The sequence below is a fragment of the Hyphomicrobium sp. DY-1 genome (assembly GCF_047497105.1).
Classification (GTDB): domain Bacteria; phylum Pseudomonadota; class Alphaproteobacteria; order Rhizobiales; family Hyphomicrobiaceae; genus Hyphomicrobium_B.
Window position 1 is genome coordinate 2,736,133 of record NZ_CP134870.1, and the last position, 16,533, is coordinate 2,752,665.

The window sequence follows — 16,533 nt, forward strand, 5'->3', positions numbered from 1 at the left end:
TGCGCAGAGGGCGGCTGCGGTGTTATATAACCGACAGATCAACCGAGGATTGTTTCAAAAATGTTCAACCCGGAACGCCCGCCCGAGATTGCCGCCCAGCGTTGGCTGAACTCGGATTCAAAGCGCACGCTGAAGGCCGAAAAGGGCAAAGTCATCGTCGTTGCCGTGTGGCAGCTCGTTTGTCCGGGCTCGCAGAAATTCGGTCTGCCGCAGGCGATGCGTCTGCGCGGTGCGTTCGAAGAGAACGAAGTTGCAGTCTTTGGACTTCACATGCCGTTCGAGCGACTCGAGGAGCAGACGCCGGAAAAAGTCGAAACCTATTTGAACGAGAACGGCATCACCATTCCGGTTGCGCTCGATAAGCCGAACGGCGACGGTTTGCCGGAGACGATGAAGGCATATGAACTGCAAGGCACGCCTGCGCTGCTGCTGTTCGATCGGCAGGGGCGCCTGCGCCGGCACTATCTCGGTGCGGTCGATGATTTCCGCCTCGGCGCCGAAGTGATGGCGCTGTTGATCGAGGATAAGGACAGCCCTCGCGACATGTCGATTGCGCTCGAGCGCAAGCTTGCGGCGGCGCTCGTCGATCCGGAAGCGCATCACCATCATGAACATGGCGACGAATGCGGCTGCGGACACGATCACAGCCACGACCATGGACATGACCACGGCCACGATCATCACCATCATCACGGGCATGATCACGACCACGATCATGGCGTTGCGCACGGGCTTCCCGGCCATGTGCATGGTCCGGATTGCAAGCACTGATGGCGGCTAAACCTCCGAAAGACGAGGTGGAGACCGCGCAGGAGGAAAAACCCTCCAAATCGAACGATCCGTCGCCGGGCTCCGGACTTAGCCGCAAGGAGAAGCAGCAGGTCCGCGAAGGCGTGCGCCATCGTCCGGCGGTCGTTTATGAGATCATCCGCGTGCAGGGCGAGATCGAGCTTCGGCGGCCGGTTTCGGCGCTGTGGTGGTCGGGTGTTGCGGCGGGCATCTCGATCGGCTTTTCGTTTCTGACCGAAGCGGCGATTGCAGCGCATCTGCCCGCAGGTGGTTCGAGCGAAGTTATTGCCAAGCTCGGATATGCCGTCGGCTTCCTGATTGTCATTCTCGGGCATCAGCAGCTCTTTACGGAAAACGTGCTGACGGCCGTTCTGCCGATCATGGCGCGCAAGCAGCTGCACTGGCTTTTGCGGATGGTGCGCCTGTGGGGCATCGTGCTCGCAGCGAACATCGTCGGCTGTTTGATTTTCGCGATGGCGACGGCCTTCCTGCCGATCGTGCCGGCGGACGTCGCGACGGCGATGAGTGGCATCGTTAGCAGGGTCATGGCCAATACACCGGGCGAGATGTTCGCCAAGGGCATCGGCGCGGGCTGGATCATCGCGGCGCTCGTCTGGATCTTGTCATCGACGGAGCACGTCGAGTTTCTGATCATTACTCTGCTGACGTATCTGATCGCGCTGTTCGGCTTTACTCACATTGTCGCCGGAAGTGCGGAAGCGATCTACGGCGTGCTGACGGGCGCCACGACGCTCGAGGATGCGGTGTTCCGTTTCTTCATGCCGACGCTGGCGGGCAATGTTTTTGGCGGTACAGTTCTGTTTTCGGTGCTGAGCTACGCGCAAGTTCGCGAGGAAATCTACGCCGATCCGGACGGGAAATAGCCGTCCGACTTTCTTGCGCCACCCGAATCACGTTTCTCTCCGCTCTACAAGTCGAGAGCGGAGAGAGGCTCATGGTCGAGCGGGTCGGTGGAAGGCAGGGGAACGGCGTAGCCGGGCGGCTTGCGGAACGCGAGACGGATGCGTCGAGGAAAAGCCCGCCACGCGCGCGAGCCAAGGCCGCCGCGACCGGCAAGCTCAGCGCAGCTGAAACGGTTGCGGCAAACAAGAAAGTCATCGCGCTGGTCTATGACTTCGACGGCACGCTGTCGCCGAAGCCGATGCAGGAATATGCGTTCCTGCCGAAGCTCGGCATCGAGCCGAAAGAGTTCTGGGCCGAGTGCACGCGCATCGCCAAGGCCGAGCGCGCCGACGCGCTCATCACCTACATGCACCTGATGTACAAGAAGGCGAAGGAGAAGAACGTCCGCATCGATCGTGCCGATCTCGTCGCGCAGGGCAAGACGGTCGAGCTGTATCCCGGCGTCGAGGCATGGTTCGACGCGATGCACGCGTATGTGAAGAAGCGCGCGGGCGACGCGGAAATCTCGGTGAAGCATTATCTCGTGTCGTCAGGACTGACGGAGATCATCGAGGGCACGAAGATTTATCGGCACTTCGCCAACGTGTTCGCCAGCGAATATTGGTTCGATGCTTACGACCTGCCGTTTCCGAAGCGTGTGATCTCAGACACCGGCAAGACGCAGTTTCTGTTCCGCATCAATAAGGGCATTGAGGATCTCGGGCGCAGTATCAACGTGCACATGCCCGAGGACGAGCGGCCCATTCCGTTTTCGAACTTCATCTACTTCGGCGACGGAGACACGGACGTGCCGTCGATGGCGCTTCTGAAAAAGAACGGCGGCCACGCGATTGCGGTGCACGGGGCGGACGAGAGCGAGACGAAGTGCATCGAGCTTTTCAACGCCGGGCGCTGCGATTTCTACGCCAGCGCCGACTACCGCAAAGGCTCGGACCTGTGGAAGCGAACGTGCCTGCTTCTCGACCGCATCATCGCGGATGTGAAAGTGCAGGAAGAGGCGCGGGGATTGGGGAAACAATGAAAGCTACTCAGGTGCTTAAGGCTTTCTTCGAACGGCGCGAATCCGACGCCGTTTGGAGCATCGCGAACCTGAAAGGTATTCCGCTGATCACCGATCGCGACGATGCTCCAAGCAACTTCTACAAAATACGCGATGACGTTTTAGTTCTTCCGCCGAATCAGGCGACGACTATACGTTCGGCCATGGGACAGAGCATCGTTCCGATCGTTGCTAATGTAAGGGGAGAAAACGAGTTAAAGTGTTTGGGGACGGGTTTTTTTATAAGTTGCTCAGGACTGCTGATAACTGCCGCCCATGTTATAGCTGATCCCATCGAGAGGAAGTATGGAGGCGCGGCGTTTGTAGATCACTCCAACTGGCAGTATGATAACCTGAATCTCGGTGTTATGATTGCCACTAACCCCATTTTACAAGTCAGTGGTTTTTTCTTTAGGAAATTTGAATGGTGCGGTTTTTTGGCGGAGCAGCGCGCCAACCCTCTACCGTTTCGAGGGATTGATCTTAAGCTGTCTAGCGATATTGCGATTTGTAAAGTTCAGCCAATCGATGAGCAGACGCCCTACCAGCCTCTTTCCATTGTCCAACCGGGTATTCAAGGCAGGGGAATGAGAGTTGGTTCGAATGTAACAGCTCTTGGTTATTCAGGAATGATGGATACCCAGCTCGAAGCTCGCCCGAATGGAGCCGTTATTGGGGATTTCAAGTTTGATTTATACGTCTCGAAAGGGCGGATAATAGAGCAATTTCCTGATAATCTCGAAACGAAGACCGTCTCAACACCAGGTCCGTGTTTTTCGGTGGAAGCGAAGCTTTCTCCGGGCATGAGCGGAAGCCCGATTTTTGATGAAGAGGGGCTTTATGTGCATGCCGTAGCAAGTAAAGGAACAGATTTTGCGGACGACTGGGACAATCTAGGCTACGGGTCCATGCTACTCCCTTCGATGTCCCTTCCACTCACGCCGCTGGAAGGTCAAAACATCCTGCAGCTTCTCACCTCAAATTCCCACGGGATACCGAAGATTTATGGCTGTGATTTTTAGCTAGTAGCAGACCCGATAGCGTTTCCCGAGCACAGCGTATTAACGCCCCTCGATCTTGATCCCCGGCAGATCGACTTTCACTTTCGTCTGGTTCGCGTCCCAGAGGAGGTAGCCGAGGACGACGACGGCGACGACAAGAATTCCGATCATGACTGATTTGGTGTCCAAAGCCTGCGTCTCCTGAAGCTTTCTGATTTCAACCGTTGACGCATCAATCGCCTTGGCGGCGGTGTGGTGTCAAGTGCGCGGCGTGACGATCGTTTTTCTCGACGGCTTCTGTTGCGCGCAAACAAAAACGGCCCCGTGCAAGGCGGGGCCGTCGAAACTTTCGTGTGCGCTTCGCACGTTCAGATTACATCAGTAGCAGACCCACACGAAGCGGCCATAGTACGGCGACCAGCGCCAGCAGGTGCCAACACCGTAGGCCCACCAGCGGCCACCCCAATAACGGCCACGACCACCGTACCAGCGACCACCGCGCCAGTAGCGTCCGCCGCGCCAGGCACGGCCACCTCTCCAAGCGCGTCCGCCACGCCAAGCCCGGCCGCCGTTCCAGTGGCGGCCACCGCCGCGGAAATGCCGTCCGCCGCGGAACCCGCCACCACGGAATCCACCGCCGCCTCGTCTCACTTGGTCGATTCCGTTGTGCTCAGCCGCTTGCGTGCGGAGAGCCGGGTTTGCGAAATTTGGTTGAGCTTCGGCAATGAGCGGCATCGACAACGCCGTCATCATCGCCATCACATATACGATTATGCGTCTCATTGTGGCTCCTTGGTTTTATTTGGGGTGCAATCAAAGTGACCAAGGCTGATAAAACCGGTGATCGCTCAACGGCGTTTATCCGCCGTAGTTCCTCGAATTTAATAGCACGGGCTGAATGCGCGACTATGTAAATCGAGCGCCCGATTTCGACGTGAATTCCGTTAAGAAAATATCGTCATTGCAGCGCGAGATGATGTTGTGATGCATCAAATTCCGAATAAGCGGCGAAGGAAGCCGCGACTGGCGCGCGCTGCCGCTTCTTTCCGGCGCCGCTCAACAAAGTCACGGCGATGATCTCGCAGTCTTTACCCGTCGAGAAAGACCTTGATCTCGATATGTGGTGAATGGCCGGTGCAGGTCGCTTATCATAGCGAAGTGAAAAAAACGGCCCCGCGCGAGCAGGGCCGTTGGAACGTTTATGCGTGCTTCGCGTTCAGGCGACGTCAGTAGCAGACCCAGACGAAGCGGTCATAGTACGGCGACCAGCGCCAGCACGAACCGACGCCATAGGCCCACCAGCGTCCACGCCACCAGCGACGGTGACCATGCCAGTGGCCGCGACGCCAATGACGTCCTGCCCAGTGACGACCGCCACGCCAATGGTGACCGCGCCAATGACCACGATGGCCCCAGTGGCGTCCGCCGCGGAAGTGATGGCCGCGAAAACCGCGGTGGCCACGGAAGTGATGACCGCCGCCGTGATGTCTGCCGAAGTGGTGACCGCCGCCGTGATGGCCTCCGTGTCTCGCTTCGGCGATGACCGGCACTGCCATGGCCGTCATCAACGCCATCACGAATATGATTATGCGTTTCATTGTGGCTCCTTGGGTATTTTTCAGGGGTGCGACTGAAGCGTCGTATACCGACACAATCGGTATCCGCTCAACGGCGTTCATTCGCTGCAGTTCCCACAAAACGGATGCACGATTAACTGAGGATGAACCGCAGTGGGAAAATGCGCGTCCTGCGCCGGATTCCGGCTGCGGGCCCGTTATGCAAAATCCGGAATTTTATGTGCATCGCGAAGCTGCGTGCGGACGGAAGCAGCCGCGATTTGGGCGCTGCGCTTAAGGGTGCTTTCAGAGCCTGTCGTCGGATAGAAATTTCGTCGTGGCTCGTCGGTCTGCGTTCGTGTGGGGCGCCCGGCAAAGGCATGCAACGACTGGGCAGCTGCGTCTTATGGTGCGCATGTCGACCGAGTTCGACCGAAGCGGGGGAAGATCGCAATCATGGCCGTCCGAAAGTGCAATTGAAACGATAGGGCTCGCGCCGTCGAAACATACTTGCGAACCGACGTCATCGGCATCTGCGTTTAAAAACAAATTCAAATGCAGGAAATTGATTTAGCGCAGTGTAGCAAGGGTTTGTGCAGGATATTAGCGCACAATAGTCGATTAAACGGTCAGGAAATCGCGACGGGGATAGCCTTCGAGGGAAGGATAGGGACGTATCGCCATGATCTCTTCGCTGCCCATAGATACCATCACAAGGTCCATTGTTTTTCGCTTTGCCATGACGGCTTTCGTCGCGGCCGCGCTTCTTGTTCCGCGCACGGTTCGCGCCGACGAATTGGACTGCACCACGCCGTCGCCGCAGGTGATTTCGCAATTGTTCGATAGCTGGAATTCGGCGGTCGCGTCCGGATCAGCGGACAAGCTTGCAAATTTCTATGCGGATGATGCGACGTTGATCCCCGCGAAAGCGTCGGCCCCGCTGGTCGGCAAAGATGCCATTCGGAATTTTTACGCCGGACTGCTCGCCCGGCATCCGCAGCCGGTCGTCGTCAAGATGACTGTGACGCCGGGATGCAATTCGGCTGTCGCGAGTGGCTTCATTCTCTATCGCGTGACCGGCGCTCGTAAGGGCACACGCGATTTGCTGGGCGGGCGGTTCGCCGCCGAGTTCGCGCTGCAGAACGGGAACTGGCGGATCGTGAAGCATACGCTCGGCGGCGACGAGAGGAAGCTCGATCAGCCGCTTGAAAGCTCAATGCTTTGACGGCCGAATCGCCCCGCTTGCTTTGCGTGTAACGCACTCGTTGTTCCATGCGAATGCCTTTCGAGGCTTTGCATGGAGCGGACATGATCGTCACGACGCGCTTTCTTTCGCGATCCGCTGCCCTCCTTTATGCGGCGTGGGGCGCGTTTCACATTTATGTGTCGTGGCAGATCACGATGCTGGCGCTCGATGAGCATGGCATTGCGCAAGGGCGGTTGTTGCAGCTTGCGGCCTATATGCTGTCAATCTCGCTGTTTGCAATCGTCGTTGCGTTGTGGCGCGTGGCGAAGAACGATCGATTAGGATTTTGGCTCAATCTTGCTGTCGTCGGTTGGGCAGACGCGGTCTGGGTGCTGGTCGTGGTGCTGCCCGGTTACGTGCCGCTTGTTCGCGGGTTGTTGCCGCCGGCCGTGTTTTTGCTCGCCGCTTGTCTATCGACGATGGCATATCGACGGAGCGCGCGTTGAACTCACTTCTTCGTCAGCAGATAATTGACGTGGCCCATCTTGCGGCCAGGGCGGGCTTCTTTCTTGCCGTAGTGGTGAAAGAAGGCGCCAGGCTCGGCCGCGATCTTCTCCCAGGCCAGGATATCGTCGCCGATCAGGTTGATCATTTCGGCGGCAGGCGCTTTCAGGGTCGTTTCGCCGAGCGGCCAGCCGGCGACGGCGCGGATGTGCTGCTCGAATTGCGAAGTCAGTGCGCCATCCATCGTCCAGTGGCCGGAATTGTGCACGCGCGGCGCCATCTCATTGACGTAGAGGTGGTCGCGGCCGTTTTGAGCGACGAGGAAAAACTCGATCGCGAACACGCCAACGTAATCGAGCCTTTCAGCGATCTTCTGCGCGATGGCGACGGCCTCCGCCGCGACGTCGGGTGAAAGCGCGGCCGGCGCGACGGAGCGATGCAGAATGTGGTTTCGGTGCTCGTTTTCAGTCACGTCGAAGGCCTTGAAGCTGCCATCGGTGGCGCGAGATGCAACGACCGAAACCTCGGCGCGGAAATTGACGAAGCTCTCCAGTATCGAAGGCTGATCGCGCATCGCTGCCCAGGCGCTTTCAGCGTCCGCACGCGTCAAGATTTTCGCTTGGCCTTTGCCATCATAGCCGAAACGGCGCGTCTTCAGAACAGACGGAATGGCAAAGCCGCCGTCGAGCGTTTGGGTGAGATCGGCGAAGCTGTCGATCGCAGCGAAGTCGGCCGTCATGGCGCCGAGTTCGCGCGCGAGCGATTTTTCGTTCATACGATCCTGGGCGCAGGCGAGAGCCTTGGCACCGGGACGAACAGGAATGCGCGCCGACAGAAATTCGACGGTGCGAACGGGGATGTTCTCGAATTCATAGGTCGCGACATGGACCCACTTGGCGAAGGCCGCGAGGTGCGCTTCATCTTCGTAATCAGCGATCGTATGTGCGGAAGCGACATCAAATGCCGGACTGTCGGCGTCCGGCGCATAGATATGCGTTTTGAAGCCGAGGCGCGCGGCAGCCATTGCAAGCATGCGGCCCAGCTGTCCGCCGCCAAGAATTCCGATGGTTGAGCCGGGAGGGAATGCAGTCATCGCGCGGTCTTCAACCCTGAACGGGTGTCTCGGCGACATCGGCCGAATGCTGTTTGCGCCAGTCTTCGAGGCGTTCTGCCAGGCCGGGATCGGAGAGTGCCAGAATTTCCGCGGCAAACAGCCCCGCGTTCTTGGCGCCCGCTTCGCCGATGGCGAGCGTGCCGACCGGAACGCCCGCCGGCATCTGCACGATCGAATACAGGCTGTCCTGACCTTTGAGGGCTTTCGATTCCACCGGCACGCCCAATACCGGCAGCACCGTCATGGCGGCGGCCATGCCAGGCAAATGCGCGGCGCCGCCGGCCCCGGCGATGATGACCTTCAAGCCTGCAGCTTTGGCACCCTTGGCGTAGCTATAGAGACGGTCCGGCGTACGGTGGGCGGAGACGATCTTGGTCTCGAAGGAAACGCCCAGAGCCGTTAAAATATCGGCGGCATGCTTCATCGTCGGCCAGTCTGACTGGCTTCCCATGATAATGCCGACGTGTGGCCTGATCCGGCTCATGATGGCGTCCAAAGCCCCCGAAAACGGAAACCGCGTCGGTACAGGAGCGAGCCCGAGTTTACAAGGGTTTTGGGCACCGATACGTGGGGAATTCGAAATGAAAAGGCCAATTGCATGGGCTTTTGGTTGCTTGGGCGACGTTTGGGCGCTTTTAGGGGGCTGAAGCCAGCAGATAGCTGATCGAGTGGAAGAAGTTCTCCGGGCCGATGTAGCCGGAAATCCGGCCGACTTCGGTATGTGATTTGACGACCACAAATGTCGGCACGATGTCTACACCGGATTTGAAATTCAGATGGTCGGCCGCGATATCGTTAATATCGACGAAGCGCACCGGCAGATCCTTGGCCTGAGACGATGCCTCGTAGGCCGGCAGCACGTCGCGGCGGAAAAGCTGGCAGTAGATGCATCCCTCGGCTTCGACGACAACGAGTTCGAATGCGCCGTTCGGAATGGCAGCTTCGGTATCGATGTCGGCGTGCGAAATCGTAACGGGTGCGAGCATCAGCACGAGGAAAAGCAACGTGCGAAGGGCCGTACGCATTTGATGTCACCTCGCGGTCCGCAAGAAGACATCCTTTCTAAGTCATTAATGCGTCTGGGGCTGAGGAATCTCGCCGGTTCCTTAACCGCTGTGCCAAAGCGGGACGGTCAGGATTTCTTGCAGGTGATCGCCACGGTTTTGTAGGAGCCGAAACCGACGACGCCGGCGCCGAACTGCTGCGCCATCGCGGCGCCGAGCTTCCGGGCCTGCGCGTCGGTCTTTTCCGCATCGGGATCGAGCAGCGTCGCCGCGCAGCCTGCGGGCGCTGATGCAAGTTTGATGGCGTCCGTTTTCTCTGGCTCGAAGTCGATGAAATAGGAGGGATCGAAGACGGCGAATGTCAGGCCCTCGGCATCGGCAAGGACAGGCTTCGCCAGCGACAGATGGAAGTAAAGGCGGAGGACGCCATTGGTGTATTCGAGGTGCGCTTGCGTCGGCGGTGAGAACGCCAATTGCTCTTCGCCGAGCTTGGCCACCGTGAAGTAGTTGAACTCTTTGAGGCCATCCATGTTGACCTTCAGGAGCGGCTCAAGCTCGTGCTGGTCGTATTTGCCGTCGTTGTTGGTGTCGAGACCTTCGAGCGCCATGGCGGCGTATGAGTCGTCGAAGCTCCAGACATGGTCGACGCCCGTAACGGTGCCGTTGTCGTAGTCGACCGTCATCTCATACGTGATCCACATATGAGGATGCGCAGAGGCCGGTATAGAGAAAGCGAGGAGCATTATCGCGGCGGCCGCGAGGCTGAGACATTTATTGAACGACTTATGCAAGATCGGCCCCAATTCCTTTGCTCCGCATTGTGCGCGATTCTTCGGAGTGCGTTTCATACGAAACGCACATTGAACGTGGCGAGATTGCGACGCGCTGCGCTATTTGGCGGGCATAGGCCAATTCGCCGGTGCGGTTGCGCGCCGACAGCGACGGTTATATTATATCCTTTTACTCAGCAGGATGGCGGGAATGAAGCTTTCAGCGGCACGATGTTTCGGTTTTCTGGCGGCCGCGATGACAAGCGCGACGACCGCCGTCAGCGCTGCCGAAGCGCCGAAAGTCGTCGTGACGATCAAGCCCATACATTCGCTTGTGACGCGTCTGATGGACGGCATCGGGACGCCGAAGCTGATCGTTGAAGGGTCGGCGTCGCCGCACACGTTCACGCTCAAGCCGTCGACAGCGCGGGCCATCAACGAAGCGGATATTTTCGTTCGTGTGTCGGATACGCTGGAGCCGTTTACGCGCAAGATCGTGACGACATTGCCGTCGAACGTGAAAGTGGTGACGCTTGCAGGCGCAGATGGCGTGACGCTGCTCGATCAACGCGAAGGCGGCACGTTCGAGAAGCATGAGCACGAGCATGAGGCGGACGCGCACGATCACGACGAAGCGGGCGCTGCCGATCACGACGATCATGATGAGGATGGCAAGGATGGACATCTCTGGCTCGATCCGTCGAACGCCAAGGCGATTGCGGCCGACGTCGCGAAAGCACTCATTGCCCGCTATTCTGAGTATGCGAGCAAAGTGAAAAGCAACGAGGCGGCGCTCGATGCCGATCTCGATACGCTCGACCATGACCTTTCGAGTGAACTGAAAGGGGCGCAAGGCAAGCCCTTCATTGTCTTCCATGACGCGACACAGTATTTCGAACATCACTTCGGGCTTCACGCCGTGGGATCGATTACGGTCAGCCCGGACGTGCCGCCGAGTGCAAAAAGACTGACGGAGGTTCGCAGCAAGATTTCGTCGCTCGGTGCGGTCTGTGTTTTTACCGAACCGGAGTTCCAGCCAAACCTTGTTGCTGCGGTTACCGAAGGGACGCATGCCCGTTCGGGGACGATCGACGTCGAAGGGCAATTGCTGACGCCGGGGCCGAAGCTCTACTTCGATCTGATGCGGGGCGTCGCGCGCAACCTGTCGAGCTGCCTAACCGCGCCGAGCTGAGAGCCAGTCTTTAGCTGTATTTTCTCGTCATCCTCGGCGTTAGACCGGGGATCTATTATGCCGCGGTGATGTTGATTGTCGGTTTCTCGGGACAAGCCCGAGGACGTGGCTCGCTATCAAGCCTGCGTTTCGGCTTCGCGGCCGTCGAAGACATAGCCGGCACCGCGGACCGTGCGGATCGGATCGGCTTCGTTGCCGCGGATCAGCGATTTTCTGAGACGGCCGATGTGAACGTCGACGGTGCGCTCGTCGACCTCCGAAGACTGGCCCCATACGCGGTCGAGGAGCTGGCTGCGCGAGAGAACGCGGCGCGGGCTTTCCATGAAGACTTCGAGCATTCGGTATTCGGTCGGGCCGAGGCGGACCTCGCGGACGCCACGCGTCACTTTGTGGGCGCCACGGTCCATCGTGATCTCGCCGGAGACGAGAATATCGCTCATGCGCTCCGGCGCCGCGCGCCGGAGCAGGGCCTTCACACGTGCCATCAATTCCTGCACGGAGAACGGCTTCGTGACGTAGTCGTCGGCGCCGGTCGTCAGGCCTCGCACGCGGTCAGATTCCTCACCGCGGGCGGTCAGCAGTATGATGGGCAGGCTCTGCGTGTCGCCGCGGTTGCGCAGACGGCGGCAAAGCTCGATCCCGGAGATCTTCGGGATCATCCAATCCAATATCGCCAGATCGAAGGTTTGTTCGGCGAGCAATAGTTCTGCTTCCTCGCCGTCGGCGGCTTGCACGACGTCGTAACCTTCCGACTGAAGATTGTACTTCAGAAGCTCGGCTAGCGGCGCTTCGTCTTCAACAACGATGATCTTAGCTGGCATGATATTGGATCGGGGTTGCTCTCAGGGTCGCACGGTCATTGGCGCGGCGTAATCAGCGTCGAAGAGGTCTTGTCGCCCTTCGGCCGATCGTCGGCGATCGGTACGCCGTGCACGAGGTAGTAGACGTTCTCGGCGATGTTTGTCGTGTGGTCGCCAATGCGCTCGATATTCTTGGCGCCAAAGAGGAAGTGCGTGCAGATGCCGATGTTGCGCGGATCTTCCATCATGTACGTCAGCAGTTCGCGGAACAGCGAGTTATACATGGCGTCGACCTGCTGGTCGTTGCGCCACACTTCCATCGCCTTCTCGGCATCGAGCGTCGTCAACGCATCAAGAACGTCCTTGAGCTGCTGCTGCACCATCTCTGTCATGTGGCGCATGCCGGTCATCAGCGGCTTGGGATAGGCTTCCCCTGCAATGGTGAGAGCGCGCTTGGCGATGTTCTTGGCAAGGTCGCCGATACGCTCAAGGTCGCCCGCAATCTTGATGACCGTCATGATGTGGCGCAGGTCGTTGGCGACCGGCTGGCGGCGGGCAATCATCAGAATGACCTGGTCCTGCAGCTCGCGTTCGAGCTGGTCGACCATGACATCGTCGGAAACGGCTTTCTCGGCGAGCTTAGGGTCGCGGCGTTCGAGCGAGTCCATCGCCTGAACGAGAAGCTTTTCGGCATAGCCGCCCATCTGCGCGATGCGGCGGTCGAGGAGCTTCAACTCTTCCTCGTATGACTTCACGGTATGTTCGTTCATCGTCGTAATCCTGAAATCCGGTTTGGCCTCAACGTCATCACTAGCCGAAGCGGCCGGTGATGTAGTCTTGCGTGCGACTATCCGTTGGGTTTGTGAAAAGCTTTTTGGTGTCGCCGAATTCGACGAGATCGCCGAGGTACATGAAAGCAGTATTCTGCGAGACGCGGACTGCCTGCTGCATGTTGTGGGTCACGATGGCGATCGTGAATTCGTTCTTCAACTCGTCGATCAGCTCTTCGACCTTGGCGGTTGAAATCGGATCGAGAGCGGAGCAGGGCTCGTCGAACAGGATGACTTCTGGGCGGATCGCAACTGTGCGGGCGATGCACAGACGTTGCTGCTGACCGCCGGACAGCGACAGGCCGCTGGCGTGCAGCTTGTCTTTTACTTCCTTCCAGAGAGCCGCCTTTTCGAGGGCGCTTTCGACGCGGGCGTCGACTTCGGATTTCGGCAGGCGCTCATAAAGGCGAAGACCGAACGCGATATTTTCGTAGATCGTCATCGGGAACGGCGTCGGCTTCTGGAACACCATGCCGATGCGCGAGCGCAGCAGGTTCAGGTCCTTCATGTCGAGGATGTTTTCACCGTCGAACATGATCTTACCTTCGGCGTGCTGGCCGGGATAAAGATCGTACATGCGGTTCAAAACACGCAGGAGCGTAGACTTGCCGCAACCCGAAGGTCCGATGAAGGCTGTCACCTGCCGCTCGTAAAGCGGCAACGAGATGCCTTTGAGGGCCAGAGTCGATCCGTAGTAGAACTTCAGGTCCTGGACCGAAATTTTCTCGGTCAGGCCGGTGTCGACGTCTTTTGACATTACGTTCATTTGGATGTCCTCGAAGTACCCAGGTAACGAGCGGCGATACTGAGCGTGAGCACCGCTGCGGTGATTAACAGTGCGCCGGTCCAGGCGAGGCGCTGCCAGTCCTCGTAAGGGCTCAAGGCATACTGGAAGATAACGACCGGCAAGCTTGCCATCGGAGCATTAAGATCGGTGCTCCAGAACTGGTTGTTAAGAGCGGTGAACAGAAGCGGAGCGGTTTCGCCGCTGACGCGGGCGATGGCCAGCAGCACGCCCGTGATCATGCCGGCGCGGGCCGCCTTGTAAGCCACCTTACGAATGACGAGCGACTGGGGCATGCCGAGCGCTGAAGAGGCTTCGCGAAGCTGGTTCGGAACCAACAGCAGCATATTTTCAGTCGTGCGAACGACCGTTGGGATGACAAGTACCGCCAGGGCCGCAGCACCGGCGATGGCCGAGAAGTGGCCCATCGTGCGGACGAGGATCTCGTAGACGAAGAGGCCCGTCACGATCGAAGGGGCGCTGAGCAGAATGTCGTTGATGAAGCGGATCACCGACGAGACTTTGCTGTAACGGCCATACTCCGCTAGATACGTGCCGGCAAGGATGCCGATCGGCGTGCCGACCGCGACGCCGATGAAAGACATCACGAAGCTGCCCGCGATGGCGTTCAGAAGGCCGCCGTCGCTGCCAGGCGGCGGCGTCATTTCCGTAAATACCTTGAAGTTCAAGCCCGCGAAGCCTTTGAACAGCAGCGTCGCGAGGATGACGGCCAGGATCGTTAAGCCGAGCGCGGATGCCGCCCAGCACAGGCCGACGGTGATCGTGCTTCGCACGCGCCGACGGCGGTATTTTGCCATATCCAAGGCCATGTTTATGCTCCCGCCTTTTTCTCAATACGCATCAGCATGAGGCGAGCGAGAGCCAGGACGACAAAGGTGATGAAGAAGAGGATGAGGCCCAGAGCGATGAGCGACGATGTGTAGATGTCGCCGACCGCTTCGGTGAACTCGTTGGCGATCGTGGCAGAGATCGTGGTGCCCGGTGCCAGGATTGATTCCGAAATCCGGTGTGCGTTGCCGATCACGAAGGTAACCGCCATCGTCTCCCCGAGAGCGCGGCCGAGGCCGAGCATGACGCCGCCGATGATGCCGACGCGGGTATAGGGAATGACGACGTTTTTTACGACTTCGCGGGTGGTCCATCCCAAGCCGTAGGCCGCTTCTTTCAGCACCGGTGGGACAGTCTCGAAAACGTCACGGCAGACCGCAGTAATGAAGGGCAGAACCATCATCGCCAGGATGAGGGCCGAGGTCAGAATGCCGATGCCATATGGCGGACCGGCGAACAGGCCGTTGAGGACCGGGATCGGTTTGAAGAAGGCGATCAGCTCGGGCTGGACATAGCGCTGCAGAGTAGGGGCGAAATAGAACAAGCCCCAGATGCCGTAGATGATGCTTGGAATGCCGGCGAGCAATTCGATTGCAATGCCGATCGGACGCCGAAGGGACATCGGGCAAAGCTCGGTCAGAAATACTGCAATGCCGATGGCTATGGGAACAGCGACGAGCATGGCGATCGCCGACGTCACGATCGTGCCGTAGATCGGTGCCAGCGCGCCAAATTGCTCGGTAACAGGGTTCCAGACCTCGGTCGTGAGAAAGTTTAGGCCGAAGGTCTTGAATGCGAGTGAGCCGCCGATGACCAGCGAAATGAAAATCGCGCTTAGGAGGATCAGAACGAAATAAGCGGAGGACTTCGTTAGTAGACGGAACATTGTGTCCGTCGTTTTTAGACCTTCAAGTACTTTGCGTCTGGCTGCCGCCGCAGCCATCGCTTGCGTGTTGGCGTCTGTCATGAAGGTCAAGTTTCCGCTCCGCACCAGGATAAGGACATCATTTTTTTAGCGCAACCGGGAGACACCTGCGAGCAGGCGTCTCCCAGCTTAGCGAAAGTTGCTTAGTTCGAAAGAACCGGCTTGTTATCGTCGCCGACGATATCAGCCCAGCTCTTCTTGATCATCGCAACGACGTTGTCAGGAAGCGGAACGTAGTCGAGTTCTTCCGCAGCTTTGTCGCCGTTAGCATAGGCCCATTCGAAGAACTTGAGAGCTTCCTTCGCAGCAGCAGCATCCTTCGACTTCTTGTGCATCAGGATGAAGGTCGGGTTCGTGATCGGCCACGATTCCGCGCCCGGCTCGTCCGTCAGGACAACGCCCATGCCCGGAGCCGAAGCCCAATCGGCGCTGGCAGCAGCGGCCTGGAATGCCGTCACAACCGGCTCGACAGCCTTGCCGTCCTTGTTGATCAGCTTCGTGTTCGTGAGCTTGTTCTGCTTGGCATAAGCGTATTCGACGTAGCCGATAGCGCCCTTCGTCTGCATCACGTTGTTAGCAACGCCTTCGTTGCCCTTCGCGCCGATGCCGACGGGGAACTGAACCGACGTGTTCGAGCCGACCTTCGACTTGAAGTCAGGGCTGACTTTCGAGAGATAGTTCGTCCAGACGAACGTCGTGCCCGATCCGTCCGAGCGCGAAACAACGGCGATCGCATCCGAGGGAAGCTTCACACCCGGGTTGAGCTTCGCGATGGCCGGGTCGTTCCAGGCGGTGATTTCGCCGAGGTAGATTTTGGCGAGCGTCGGGCCGTCAAAAACGAGTTCGTTCGGCTTAATGCCGTCGAGGTTCACGACAGGAACGATGCCGCCCATAACGGTCGGGAACTGAACCAAGCCGTCCTTCTCGAGCTTGTCGCCCTTCAGCGGCATGTCGGAAGCGCCGAACGTGACGGTGTTGGCTTCGATCTGCTTGATGCCGCCGCCGGAGCCAATCGACTGATAGTTCAAGCCGACGCCGGTCTCTTTCTTGTAGGCGTCAGCCCACTTTGCGTAGATCGGATACGGGAACGTGGCACCCGCGCCGGAAATGTTGTCGGCTTTGACGGGGGCGGTCGCAGCGGCTGTCGCCGCAAACGCCGCAATAAGCGCCATAAAAGACTGTTTCACTCGTGGTCTCCTTGTTGAACGGGGGCTTGAGGCCTCGCCACTCCATCTGCCGGGCGAGCCGGCAAGCACTCTCTAGTCC

At 58.7% G+C, this 16,533-nt stretch carries 20 protein-coding genes; 7 read left to right on the plus strand and 13 right to left on the minus strand.

What is annotated here, in order from left to right:
* The first annotated feature begins 60 nt into the window (after positions 1-60).
* From RLW41_RS12930 to RLW41_RS12945, 4 genes are all read left to right on the plus strand, one after another.
* A complete protein-coding gene (locus RLW41_RS12930; protein ID WP_414461687.1) occupies positions 61-771 on the plus strand; it encodes a TlpA disulfide reductase family protein in 711 nt (236 codons plus the stop codon).
* Positions 771-1,673, plus strand: a complete 903-nt coding sequence (locus tag RLW41_RS12935; RefSeq protein ID WP_414461688.1) for a formate/nitrite transporter family protein — start codon at positions 771-773, stop codon at positions 1,671-1,673. The genes RLW41_RS12930 and RLW41_RS12935 overlap by 1 nt, the downstream gene beginning before the upstream one ends.
* Positions 1,674-1,744: 71 nt before the next feature.
* Complete coding sequence (locus tag RLW41_RS12940) at positions 1,745-2,734, plus strand: HAD family hydrolase (RefSeq protein WP_414461689.1); 990 nt, start codon at positions 1,745-1,747, stop codon at positions 2,732-2,734.
* On the plus strand, positions 2,731-3,774 hold the full coding sequence (locus tag RLW41_RS12945; RefSeq protein WP_414461690.1) for a S1 family peptidase: 1,044 nt from the start codon (positions 2,731-2,733) through the stop codon (positions 3,772-3,774). Before RLW41_RS12940 ends, RLW41_RS12945 begins: the two co-directional genes overlap by 4 nt.
* Positions 3,775-3,813: 39 nt before the next feature.
* Here RLW41_RS12945 and RLW41_RS12950 read toward each other — a convergent pair whose 3' ends face one another.
* The 3 genes from RLW41_RS12950 to RLW41_RS12960 form a co-directional block, all read right to left on the minus strand.
* Entirely contained in the window at positions 3,814-3,942 is a 129-nt protein-coding gene (locus tag RLW41_RS12950) for a hypothetical protein (protein ID WP_409562108.1), read from the minus strand.
* A 189-nt stretch (positions 3,943-4,131) separates the two neighbouring features.
* Positions 4,132-4,536, minus strand: a complete 405-nt coding sequence (locus RLW41_RS12955; protein WP_409562109.1) for a hypothetical protein — start codon at positions 4,534-4,536, stop codon at positions 4,132-4,134.
* A gap of 443 nt (positions 4,537-4,979) precedes the next feature.
* On the minus strand, positions 4,980-5,351 hold the full coding sequence (locus tag RLW41_RS12960) for a hypothetical protein (RefSeq protein ID WP_155831159.1): 372 nt from the start codon (positions 5,349-5,351) through the stop codon (positions 4,980-4,982).
* A gap of 640 nt (positions 5,352-5,991) precedes the next feature.
* Here RLW41_RS12960 and RLW41_RS12965 point away from each other — a divergent pair.
* Positions 5,992-6,534 (plus strand): SgcJ/EcaC family oxidoreductase, encoded by a 543-nt coding sequence (locus tag RLW41_RS12965; protein ID WP_414461691.1) that lies wholly within the window; start codon positions 5,992-5,994, stop codon positions 6,532-6,534.
* Positions 6,535-6,617: 83 nt separating this feature from the next.
* Complete coding sequence (locus RLW41_RS12970) at positions 6,618-7,001, plus strand: hypothetical protein (RefSeq protein WP_414461692.1); 384 nt, start codon at positions 6,618-6,620, stop codon at positions 6,999-7,001.
* 2 nt (positions 7,002-7,003) lie between these two features.
* Here the strand turns inward: RLW41_RS12970 and RLW41_RS12975 are convergent, their stop codons facing one another.
* The 4 genes from RLW41_RS12975 to RLW41_RS12990 all read right to left on the minus strand — a co-directional run bounded on the left by RLW41_RS12975 (position 7,004) and on the right by RLW41_RS12990 (position 9,965).
* On the minus strand, positions 7,004-8,092 hold the full coding sequence (locus RLW41_RS12975; protein WP_414461693.1) for a 5-(carboxyamino)imidazole ribonucleotide synthase: 1,089 nt from the start codon (positions 8,090-8,092) through the stop codon (positions 7,004-7,006).
* Between the two features lie 10 nt (positions 8,093-8,102).
* Positions 8,103-8,588: a 5-(carboxyamino)imidazole ribonucleotide mutase gene (purE, locus tag RLW41_RS12980; protein WP_409563224.1), complete on the minus strand. Its 486-nt coding sequence runs from the start codon at positions 8,586-8,588 to the stop codon at positions 8,103-8,105.
* Between the two features lie 160 nt (positions 8,589-8,748).
* Positions 8,749-9,138, minus strand: a complete 390-nt coding sequence (locus RLW41_RS12985) for a thioredoxin fold domain-containing protein (protein ID WP_409562113.1) — start codon at positions 9,136-9,138, stop codon at positions 8,749-8,751.
* A gap of 107 nt (positions 9,139-9,245) precedes the next feature.
* A complete protein-coding gene (locus RLW41_RS12990; protein WP_414461694.1) occupies positions 9,246-9,965 on the minus strand; it encodes a DUF1007 family protein in 720 nt (239 codons plus the stop codon).
* A gap of 133 nt (positions 9,966-10,098) precedes the next feature.
* Here RLW41_RS12990 and RLW41_RS12995 point away from each other — a divergent pair, with 133 nt between their 5' ends.
* Positions 10,099-11,079, plus strand: coding sequence for a zinc ABC transporter substrate-binding protein (locus RLW41_RS12995; protein ID WP_414461695.1), 981 nt, complete (start codon positions 10,099-10,101; stop codon positions 11,077-11,079).
* Between the two features lie 116 nt (positions 11,080-11,195).
* Here RLW41_RS12995 and phoB read toward each other — a convergent pair whose 3' ends face one another.
* The 6 genes from phoB to pstS all read right to left on the minus strand — a co-directional run bounded on the left by phoB (position 11,196) and on the right by pstS (position 16,439).
* The gene (phoB, locus tag RLW41_RS13000) at positions 11,196-11,900 is read right to left on the minus strand and encodes a phosphate regulon transcriptional regulator PhoB (protein WP_013946231.1); all 705 of its coding nucleotides are present in this window, start codon (positions 11,898-11,900) and stop codon (positions 11,196-11,198) included.
* A gap of 35 nt (positions 11,901-11,935) precedes the next feature.
* Positions 11,936-12,649 (minus strand): phosphate signaling complex protein PhoU, encoded by a 714-nt coding sequence (gene phoU, locus RLW41_RS13005; protein ID WP_013946232.1) that lies wholly within the window; start codon positions 12,647-12,649, stop codon positions 11,936-11,938.
* 40 nt (positions 12,650-12,689) lie between these two features.
* Positions 12,690-13,475 (minus strand): phosphate ABC transporter ATP-binding protein PstB, encoded by a 786-nt coding sequence (pstB, locus tag RLW41_RS13010; protein ID WP_013946233.1) that lies wholly within the window; start codon positions 13,473-13,475, stop codon positions 12,690-12,692.
* Positions 13,472-14,323: a phosphate ABC transporter permease PstA gene (gene pstA / locus RLW41_RS13015; RefSeq protein WP_013946234.1), complete on the minus strand. Its 852-nt coding sequence runs from the start codon at positions 14,321-14,323 to the stop codon at positions 13,472-13,474. The genes pstB and pstA overlap by 4 nt, the downstream gene beginning before the upstream one ends.
* A 2-nt stretch (positions 14,324-14,325) precedes the next feature.
* The gene (gene pstC, locus RLW41_RS13020) at positions 14,326-15,318 is read right to left on the minus strand and encodes a phosphate ABC transporter permease subunit PstC (RefSeq protein ID WP_409562116.1); all 993 of its coding nucleotides are present in this window, start codon (positions 15,316-15,318) and stop codon (positions 14,326-14,328) included.
* A gap of 92 nt (positions 15,319-15,410) precedes the next feature.
* Positions 15,411-16,439 (minus strand): phosphate ABC transporter substrate-binding protein PstS, encoded by a 1,029-nt coding sequence (gene pstS, locus RLW41_RS13025; RefSeq protein ID WP_409563225.1) that lies wholly within the window; start codon positions 16,437-16,439, stop codon positions 15,411-15,413.
* Positions 16,440-16,533: the final 94 nt, after the last annotated feature.